The sequence below is a fragment of the Myxococcota bacterium genome (genome assembly GCA_035498015.1).
GTDB lineage: Bacteria > Myxococcota_A > UBA9160 > SZUA-336 > SZUA-336 > VGRW01.
In genome coordinates this window covers 1-8329 of record DATKAO010000007.1, presented here as the reverse complement: position 1 = coordinate 8329, position 8329 = coordinate 1, and the positions used below count along the sequence as shown (strand labels likewise).

Below are 8329 nucleotides of genomic sequence, written 5' to 3'. Positions count from 1 at the left end.
CGCGACAAGCGCGACGTGTGGGAGGACGCCGTGAAGGCCGTGCTGCCCATGTTCACGCACGAGGGCTGGGAGTATCACGGCAAGTATTTCGACTTCCCGCTGCGCAACGTGGTGCCCAAGCCGCTGCAGAAGCCACACCCGCCGCTGTGGGTCGCGTGCTCGCAGCTCGACACGATCGAGATGGCCGGCCGCCGCGGCATGGGAGCGCTGGGCTTCCAGTTCGTCTCGGCCGAGGCGGCGCACGCCTGGGTCCACGCCTACTACAACGCGTTCGTGAAGCGGCGCGAGCTGTTGTGCGACTACCAGACCAACCCCCAGATCGCGATCGTGTGCGGCTTCATGTGTGCGCCCAGCGACGAAGAGGCGATCGAGAAGGCCGAGGGCTGGACGTTCTTCCAGTTCGCGCTCGGCTTCTACAACTCGCACGGTCCGGTGGTGCCCAACAGCGTGAATCTCTGGCAAGAGTATCTGAAGTGGCGCGAGACTCCGGCGGGCCAGAAGGCGCAGCGCGGCGGCGGCCTGATCGGCTCGCCCGCGACGCTGCGCGAGCGGCTGCGCAAGTTCAAGGAGTCGAACGTCGACCAGGTGATCCTGCTGAACCAGGCCGGCAAGAACACGCACGAGGACATCTGCCAGTCACTCGAGCTGTTCGCGCGCGAGGTCATGCCCGAATTCCAGGCGGACGAGCCGGCTCACCAGGAGTGGAAGCGCAAGGTGCTCGACGGGGCGATCGACCTCGCGGAGATCGACACGAACCCGTACAACATGCGCTCGAACCAGACGCCCACGAAGAAGCCGTCCGCCGCCGCGAACTGAGGTTTCATGCGCCTGCGTGACGGGACCGGCCGGCAGAAGCTCATCTACGCTGCGCTCGTCTCGCTGTACGTGATCGGTCTCTTGCTGGCTTGCGCCGACAAGCTGCAGCGCGTGGGCCGGCCCGACGTGGGCTTCGTCATGGACGGGCTCGAGATCTCGCCCTCGCGGCGTGACTCGGCCGACCTGGGGCTGCGCGGCGGCGCGCGTCTGCTCGAGCTGAACGGTGAGTCGATCGCGGGCAAGCCGGTGCGCAGCGAGGTCTGGGGCCGGCTCAACTTGACCGAGGGCTCGACCAACGAGCTGGTCGTGCAGCGGCCCGTGGAGCAGCTGGCGCACATCTCGATCCCCGTGCGCGAGCTGCGCCTGGCCGACGTGGTGTACGCCGAGGGCGGGGTGCTCGCGCTCGGCGTGCTGTTCTTCGTGGTCGGCGCGATCACCTTCCAGCTGCGGCCGTTCGCGCCCGAGAGCTGGGCGCTGCTCGCGCTGTGCAGTGTCTCGGGCGGCTTCCTGTCGATGATCCTGTCCGGTGTCGGCCCCGCGCAGGCGCCGTACGCGCTGTACTACCGCTCCATGCTCGGCCTCCTGGCCGCGGTGCCGATTCACGCCGGCCTGGCCTTTCCGATCGTGCACCGCGCGCTGCTGCGCCGGCCGCCCCGGGTGTTGTACTGGATCTACGGGCTGGGGCTCGTGCACGCGGCCGTGCAGATCACCGCCTGGGCCACCGACTACGCGGGGCCGACGCGCTATCTCGGCATCTTCGACACGAGTCTCCTGCTCGTGGTGACCCTCTACTTCGTCGGCCGCTGCGGCGCGCTCGCCATGCACACCGAGGACCCGCTGGTCGCGCAGCGCGCGCGCATCCTCTTGGCCGGCGTGCTGCTCGGCGGGTCACTGCCCGCGACCGTGCGCTTCGTGCAGGCCACGACCGGCGTGCACGTGCTCGACATCCGGGTCGCGTACTGGTCGCTCTCGATCCTGTTGCTCGCGCTGGCGCGCACGGCGCTGCGCAGCGAGCTGTTGAACGCGCGGGTCGCAGCGCGGCGCGCGGTGGTGTACGGGGCCGCGGTCAGCGCGCTCACGGTGCTCGCGGTCGCGCTGGTGTCGGTGTCGCCATATCTCGTGGCGGGGCTGCTGCTGCCGCTGCTCTACGTGTGGCCGAAGTTCGAGGCGCTGCTCAACGCCTGGCTCTACCCGCAGCGCCTGCGCCTGCCCGAGACCGTGCGGCGCATCGGCGAGGACCTGGCCGCCGCGACCGACCCCGAGGGCGTGCTCGACGCGCTGACCGAGGCGCCCGCGCGCCTGTCCGACGTGCGGCCCGGATCGGCGTTCCTGTTCGCGGGCGTGGCGGGACCGGCGGAGATCCTGCGCGGCGTGGGCCGCGCGCGCGCCGAGCAGTCACTCGACATGACGCCGCTGGCCTCCGAGCCGCTGGTGCAGCTCATGGTCACCTTGCGCAAGGAGATCTTCCGCGAGCAGATCTCGGTGGAGCCGCAGTTCGTGAACATCCAGCGCGAGTGCTATGCGGCCTTCCAGCGGCTGGGCGCGGAGGCGCTGCTGCCGATCATGCGTGACTCGCGCGTGATCGGCGGGCTCGCGATCGGCGCGCGCGAGCGCGGCGACGCCTGGGAGCGGCTCGAGCTCGAGGTGCTGCAGACGGTGGCGCAGCAGGGCGTGCAGGCGCTGATCCGCATCGAGGCGACCGAGAAGCTGCGCGCGCGCGAGCTCGAGTTCGCGGAGCTGGGCCGCTTCTTCCCGCCGCAGATCATCGAGCAGGTCATGGCGCGCGGCGGCGCCGCCGAGCTGCGCTCGCAGCGCAAGCTCGTGACCGTGTTCTTCGCCGACCTGCGCGGCTTCACGTCGTTCTCCGAGAGCGTCGAGCCGGAAGAGGTCATGGCGACGCTGGCCGAGTACCATTCGGCCATGGGCCGGCGAGTCAGTGAGTTCGCCGGCACGCTCGAGCGCTTCGCGGGCGACGGCTTCATGGTGTTCTTCAACGACCCCGTCGACCAGGAGGACCACGTGGAGCGTGCCGCTTCGATGGCGCTCGCCATGCATGGCGACCTGGCGCGCCTGCGCACGGGCTGGGCGCGCAGGCGCTACCGCATCGACGCGGGCATGGGCATCCACACCGGCTACGCCACCTGCGGCTTCATCGGCTACGAGGGCCGGCGCGACTACGGCGTGATCGGCAACGTGACCAACCTGGCGGCGCGGCTCTCCGACGCGGCGAAGGGCGGCGAGATCCTCGTGAGTGCCGCGGTGCGCGGCCAGCTGCCGACACATACCCTCCTCGAAGCGGTGGGCGAGCTCGAGCTTCCGGGCTTCCACGCGCCGCAGCCGGCCTTTCGGCTGCTCCCGCCGGAATGAGCCGGCGCACGCCCGAAGAGGTGGTCGCCGCGCGGCTGCGCCTGCGAGAGCGTTTCCTGGCGAAGATGCGCGAGACACCCGCGATGTCCGACGCGAGGCCGCTCGGCAGCGGCCCGAAGAACCGGCACGGCATGCCGCGGGTGCCGGTCGACCAGACGCCGACCGCTCCGGGCAAGTGGCCCGTGCTCGACCTGGGCGTGCAGCCCAACGTGACTCGCGAGAGCTTCCGGCTGGCGGTCGACGGCGCATGCAAGCGGCCCTACGTGCTCGATTGGGCGGGTCTGCAGGAGCTCGAGCAGGTCGACGACGTGTCCGACTTCCACTGCGTCACCGGCTGGTCGCGGCTGGACATCCCGTGGCGCGGCGTGCGCCTTCAGACCGCGCTCGCGCTGGCGGAGCCGCTCGAGGGCGCAACTCACCTCATGTGTCACGGCTCGGACGGCTACGAGACGAACATTCCGCTGGTCGAAGCGCTGAAGGACGACGTGCTCCTGGCGTTCGGCGTCGACGGCGGCGCGCTGCCCGCCAACCACGGCGGTCCGGTGCGGGTGATCACGCCGCAGCTCTACGCCTGGAAGGGCGCGAAGTGGGTCTCGCGGCTCGAGCTGCTCGCGGGCGACCGCAAGGGCTTCTGGGAGCTGCGCGGCTATTCGAACAGCGCGCACCCGTGGCGCAACGATCGGTATAGTTGAGCCATGGAAATCGCCGGGGGCCGAAAGTCGTGATCGAGACACTCTGCTTCGGCTACGGACTGATCGAAGGACCGCGCGTGGACGGCGCGGGCAACCTGTACTTCAGCGACGTGACGAACGGCGGCGTGTTCCGGCGCAGGCCCGACGGCTCGATCGAGACCGTGGTGCCCAAGCGGCGCGGCGTGGGCGGGATCGCGCTCCACGCCGACGGCGGCATCGTGATCTCGGGCAAGAACATCTGTCACGTGCGCGACGGGCAGACCCGCATCGTGTTCGCGAAGGACGGCGTGCCGGGCTTCAACGACCTGTTCACCGACGCCCAGGGCCGCGTGTACACCGGCTCGATGCGCTCGAACCCGTTCAGCGAAGACACCGAGCGCACGCCCGGCGAGTGCTACCGGATCGAAGGCGAGAGCCGCGCGACCGAGCTCTACGGCGGCGTGTCGCTCTCGAACGGCATCGGCTTCTCGCCCGACGGCCGGACGATCTACCACAGCGACACGGTCCCGGGCCGGATCCACGTGCACCGCCTCGACGCCGCGGGCCGCGCCACGCCCGCGACACCGATCCGTGTCGAGGGCGGGCCGGACGGTCTGGCGGTCGACGCCCAGGGCGGCATCTGGGTCGCCCTGTACCAGGCGGGCTGCGTGCAGCGCTATCTGCCCGACGGCACGCCCGACGTGCGCATCGCGGTGCCAGCGCGCGCGGTCACGAGTCTCTGCTTCGGCGGCCCCGAGCTGCGCGACCTGTACGTGGTGACCGCCGACAACACCGAGGACCGCGCGCGCGGCGGGACCGTGTTCCGCATGCGCAGCCCGTTCGCGGGCCTGCCGGCGCCGTTCGCGCGGGTCTGAGCATGGGCATCCTCGACGGCATCCGCGTGCTCGACTTCGGACGCTACGTGGCGGGTCCGTGGTGCGCCGCGCTGCTCGGCGACCTGGGCGCGGAGGTGATCCGCATCGAGAAGTGCGCGGGCAGCGAGGACCGCTTCGTCGGTCCGGTCACCGACGGCGGCGAGGGCGCGCTCTTCCTGCAGACCAACCGCAACAAGAAGGGCATGACGCTCGACCCGGCCAAGCCGGCCGGGCGCGAGGTGGTGCGGCGCCTGCTCGCCACCGCCGACGTGCTGGTCGCGAACCTGCCGCCGCAGACACTGCGCGCGCTCGGGCTCGACTGGCAGACGGTGTCGCGCCTGCGCCCCTCGCTCGTGCTGACCACCGTGTCTGCGTTCGGCTCGGGCGGTCCCTACGAGGAGAGACTCGGCTTCGACGGCATCGGCCAGGCCATGTCGGGCGCGATGTATCTCTCGGGTCAGCCGGGTCAGCCGATGAAGAGCTACGTGCCCTGGGTCGACTTCGGCACGGCGGGACTCGCGGCTTTCGCGACCGTGGCCGCTCTCTACGAGCGCCAGAAGACCGGCCTGGGCCAGCACGTCGAGGCGTCGCTCCTGCAGACGGCGCTGAGTGTCTCGAACGCGCCGCTGATCGAGCAGCGCGTGCGCCGGCTCGACCGCGTCGCGACCGGCAACCGCAGTCAGATCGCCGGCCCGAGCGACGCCTTCCGCACGCGCGACGGCTGGGTGCTGGCGCAGGTGATCGGCCAGCCGCTGTTCGCGCGCTTCGCGGCGCTGGTCGGCGACCCCGGGCTGCTGCAGGACCCGCGCTTCCACGACGACCCGGCGCGCGGCGAGAACGGCGCGGAGCTGTCCAAGCGCATGGGGGAGTGGTGCGCGCAGCGCACCACGGCCGAGGTGCTGGCCGAGCTCGAGCGCGCGCAGATTCCCGCGGGTCCCGTGTACTCGCCCGAAGAGACGCTCGCCGATCCGCACGTGCGGGCGGCGCGGCTGTTGCGCGACGTCGCTGCGCCGGGTCTGCCGACGCCGGCGCCGATCAGCGAGACGCCCGTGCGCTTCTCGCGCACCCCGTCGGCCTCGCCGGGGCGCGCGCCGCGGCTGGGCGAGCACACCGACGAGTTACTGCGCGAGCTGGGCTACGGCGCCGAGGAGATCGAGGGCCTGCGCAAGGCGGGGGTCGTCTGAGGCGCTGGCCCCGGCCGTTCGGCGCCAACTGGCGCCTTGCCCCAGGCTGCCCCGGGCCGTAGAAAGGACGCCATGAGCGACGCCGCGAAGTACACCGAGCTCCTGTCCGCCTTCTTCCCCGGCACGCTGGGCATGAAGTTCCTCGAGGTGACTCCCGAGCGCGTGCGCGCGAGCCTGCTCGTGGAGGACCGGCTGTGCACGGTGCCGGGCGTGCTGCACGGCGGGGCGATCATGGCGTTCGCCGACACGCTGGGCGCGGTCGCGACCGCGCAGAACCTGGAGCGTGGCGACGGCACCACCACGATCGAGTCGAAGACCAACTTCCTCGCGGCGGGCCGCGCCGGCACCACGATCGAAGGCGAGTGCACGCCGCTCCACCGCGGCCGGCGCACCATGGTCTGGCAGACGCGCGTGACCGGTCCCGACGGCAAGCTGCTGGCGCTGGTGACTCAGACCCAGGCGGTGCTGGAGCGCACGCGCGAGCCGGCCGAGCTGCTGTCGGGTCTGTTCGCCGGCAAGCCGGTCGCCGACCAGCAGCGCCTGCTCGCCACGCTCGAGCGCGCGGGCGGGGCGATGTACCGCGCCTGGGCCGAGAAAGCGGCGGACGCCAAGACCCAGGACTCGCTCCTCGAAGCCGCCGAGCGCGAAGACGAGAACGCCGTCGCGCTCGAGCGACTCACGAAGGCCTGAGCGCACTCACAGGTCGAGCCAGACCGACTTCGGCCCGCGCAGGATCATGTTGGTGCGCCACGGCACCTCCTGCGGCAGCAGCTTGAAGCTCGGGAAGCGCTCGATCAGCCCCTGCAGCGCAAGCCCCGCCTCGAGCCGCGCGAGCTGCGCGCCCAGGCAGAAGTGCACGCCGTGACTGAAGGCGAGGTGGCGCACGTCGCTGCGAGTCACATCGAGCCGGTCCGCATTCTGGAACACGTCCGGGTCGCGATTCGCCGAGCCGAGCAACAGGATGATCTGGTCGCCGCGCCGCACGCGCTTGCCGTGCAGCTCGCGGTCTTCGAGCGCCACGCGCGACGTCATCTGCACCGGGCTGTCGTATCTCAAGAGCTCGTCGATCGCGCCCGGCACCTTCTCCGGCTCGCGCCGCAGGATCTCGAGCTGCTCGGGGTTGCGCAAGAGCGCCAGCGTCGCGTTCGCGATCAGGTTGGTCGTGGTCTCGTTGCCTGCGATCAGGAGCAGCGTCAGCGTGGAGAGCATCTCCCCGCGCTTCAGCCGGTCGCCGGCGTCCTCGGCCGCGACCAGCGCGCTGATCAGGTCGTCCTTCGGCGCCTGGCGGCGCGCGTCGATGATGGCTTCGAAGTAGCGGTCGAGCTGGCGGTTCGCGCGCGCGGCCGCCTGGTGGTCCTCGATCGTGTCGCCGCCGAGCGAGCGCACGGCCTCGTTGGACCAGTCACGGAAGCGCGCGTGGTCCTCCGGCGGCACGCCGATCATCTCGGCGATCACGCGCACGGGCAGCGGCGACGCGAGCTCGGTCACGAGCTCCATCGGCCCCTTGGCGGGACGTGACTCGAGCAGCTCCTTCAGGATCGCCTCGATGCGCGGCCGCATGCGCTCGACCGCGCGCGGGGTGAAGGCCTTGGCAACCAGGCCCCGCAGACGCGTGTGGTCCGGCGGGTCCAGCCGGAGCATCGAGCCGCGGTCGTCGGCGTAGGGCTCCGGCAGCCCCGCGCGCTCGAGCCGCTTGACGATGTGGCCGAAGCGGCGGTGGTTGCGCTCGTCGGCGGAGAAGGCCGAGTCACGCAGCACCTCGAGCACGTCGGCGTAGCGCGACAGCACCCAGCCGTCGGCGTTGCGGCAGCGGTGGAAGGGGTCGGCCTGGCGCAGCCGCGTGTAGAAGGGATAGGGATCGGAACGCAGCGTCGCGTCCATCGGGTTGTAGACGATGCCCGTCTCGACCTTCTCCACGGCCATCAAGCTGAGGCCGCGGGCCGCGGCGACGAGGTTATCCCACTGGGTGAGCAGGCTCATGGGTGTCTCCTTGGAGTGAGTCGTGTTCCGGCGAGATTTCTTCCAGGCTGCGGCCGGCGGTCTCGGGGAAGGCGACGGCGATGATGAACGGCGAGACCAGCCCGAACGCGAGCAGGATCGAGACCGCGCGCCAGTGCGAGCCGGTGGCGGAGTACAGCACCGATTCGAGCGCGAGCCCGAGCACGCCCGAGAGCGTGCCGATGATCAGGCGCGCGCCCGCGGCGGTGGAGCGGTGCGAGGTGGGGAAGAGCTCGGCGCCGTAGGTCGACAGCACGCCTTCGTGACCCACGACGAAGAAGATCGCGATCGTCCACAGCGGCACGAGCCACCAGCCGCTCGCGTTGTAGAAGGCGAGCGAGCCCACGATCATGAGCAGGGCCGAGCCGATTGCCACCGGCCGGCGGCCGAAGCGGTCGCCGAGCACGCCGAGTAGCGG

Annotated in this window: 8 protein-coding genes; 6 read left to right on the top strand and 2 right to left on the bottom strand. The window is 71.1% G+C overall.

Translation table 11 applies throughout. The annotated features are described in order from the left end of the window. The 6 genes from VMR86_00515 to VMR86_00490 all read left to right on the top strand — a co-directional run. A partial coding sequence (locus tag VMR86_00515) for an LLM class flavin-dependent oxidoreductase (protein HTO05514.1) occupies positions 1-816 on the top strand: 816 nt, incomplete at its 5' end. 6 nt (positions 817-822) lie between these two features. Next, positions 823-3183, top strand: a complete 2361-nt coding sequence (locus tag VMR86_00510; protein HTO05513.1) for an adenylate/guanylate cyclase domain-containing protein — start codon at positions 823-825, stop codon at positions 3181-3183. Continuing rightward, positions 3180-3875: a molybdopterin-dependent oxidoreductase gene (locus tag VMR86_00505; protein ID HTO05512.1), complete on the top strand. Its 696-nt coding sequence runs from the start codon at positions 3180-3182 to the stop codon at positions 3873-3875. The genes VMR86_00510 and VMR86_00505 overlap by 4 nt, the downstream gene beginning before the upstream one ends. A 29-nt stretch (positions 3876-3904) precedes the next feature. Further along, the gene (locus VMR86_00500; GenBank protein HTO05511.1) at positions 3905-4729 is read left to right on the top strand and encodes an SMP-30/gluconolactonase/LRE family protein; all 825 of its coding nucleotides are present in this window, start codon (positions 3905-3907) and stop codon (positions 4727-4729) included. 2 nt (positions 4730-4731) lie between these two features. Then, a complete protein-coding gene (locus VMR86_00495; GenBank protein ID HTO05510.1) occupies positions 4732-5913 on the top strand; it encodes a CoA transferase in 1182 nt (393 codons plus the stop codon). A gap of 72 nt (positions 5914-5985) precedes the next feature. Then, positions 5986-6603, top strand: a complete 618-nt coding sequence (locus VMR86_00490) for a PaaI family thioesterase (GenBank protein ID HTO05509.1) — start codon at positions 5986-5988, stop codon at positions 6601-6603. A gap of 6 nt (positions 6604-6609) precedes the next feature. Here the strand turns inward: VMR86_00490 and VMR86_00485 are convergent, their stop codons facing one another. Continuing rightward, positions 6610-7893, bottom strand: a complete 1284-nt coding sequence (locus VMR86_00485; protein HTO05508.1) for a cytochrome P450 — start codon at positions 7891-7893, stop codon at positions 6610-6612. Continuing rightward, on the bottom strand, positions 7868-8329 hold a 462-nt coding region (locus tag VMR86_00480), incomplete at its 5' end, for an MFS transporter (protein ID HTO05507.1). The genes VMR86_00480 and VMR86_00485, both read right to left, overlap by 26 nt.